At 72.2% G+C, this 871-nt stretch carries 1 protein-coding gene; it reads left to right on the forward strand.

Going from position 1 to position 871, the window contains the following annotated elements; all coding sequences use genetic code 11:
* The coding region (locus AB1460_RS37880) for a transposase (RefSeq protein ID WP_420497470.1) at positions 1-861 on the forward strand (861 nt) is incomplete at its 5' end.
* Positions 862-871 lie beyond the last annotated feature (10 nt).

An 871-nucleotide genomic window follows, 5' to 3' on the forward strand; every position in this document is an offset into this window, starting at 1 on the left:
GACCCGAACATCCTGGTCGTCCTCGACGCCGGCTATGACGTCACCCGCCTGGCCTTCCTGCTGGCCGACCTGCCCGTCGACCTCGTCGGCCGGCTGCGGTCCGACCGCGTCTTCCGCCTGCCCGTCCCGCCTCGCCGGCCGAAGGCGTCCGGCCGGCCACCGCGGCACGGCCCCGAGCTGCGCCTGGCCGACCCGGCCAGCCTGCCCACCCCGGCGGTCATCACAACCACCGACACCAGCAGGTACGGCACCGCGGTCGCCACCGCCTGGGACCGGGCCCACCCCCGGCTGACCCGCCGCGCCGGCTGGGAGCAGCACACCGGCCAGCTCCCGATCATCGAAGGCACCCTGATCCGTCTCGTCGTCGACCGTCTCCCGGGTGAACGCAACCCGAAACCGCTCTGGCTGTGGCACTCCACCGCCAGCGCCAGCGCCGCCGACGTCGACCGCGCCTGGCAGGCGTTCCTTCGAAGATTCGATCTTGAACACACCTTCCGGCTGTTCAAGCAGACCCTGGGCTGGACCGCCCCGAAGATCCGTGACCCCCACGCGGCGGACCGCTGGACCTGGCTCATCCTCGCCGCCTACACCCAGCTCCGGCTCGCCCGCGCGCTCACCACCGACCTGCGCCGCCCCTGGGAACGACCCGCCGAGCCCACGCGGCTGACTCCGGCCCGTGTCCGCCGCGGATTCCGGAACCTCCGCCCGAAGACACCGCTTCCGGCCCGCGCACCGAAACCCGCCCGACCCGGCCCCGGACGCCCACCCGGCCGCGCCAACCGACGACAGGCGATCATCCAACCAGTCGGGAAGGCCACGGACAGGTCAACAGCCGCAGGACCTGAAGGACAGACAAGTTAAACAACAAGCT

The organism is Parafrankia sp. FMc2 (assembly GCF_041008525.1).
GTDB lineage: Bacteria > Actinomycetota > Actinomycetes > Frankiales > Frankiaceae > Parafrankia.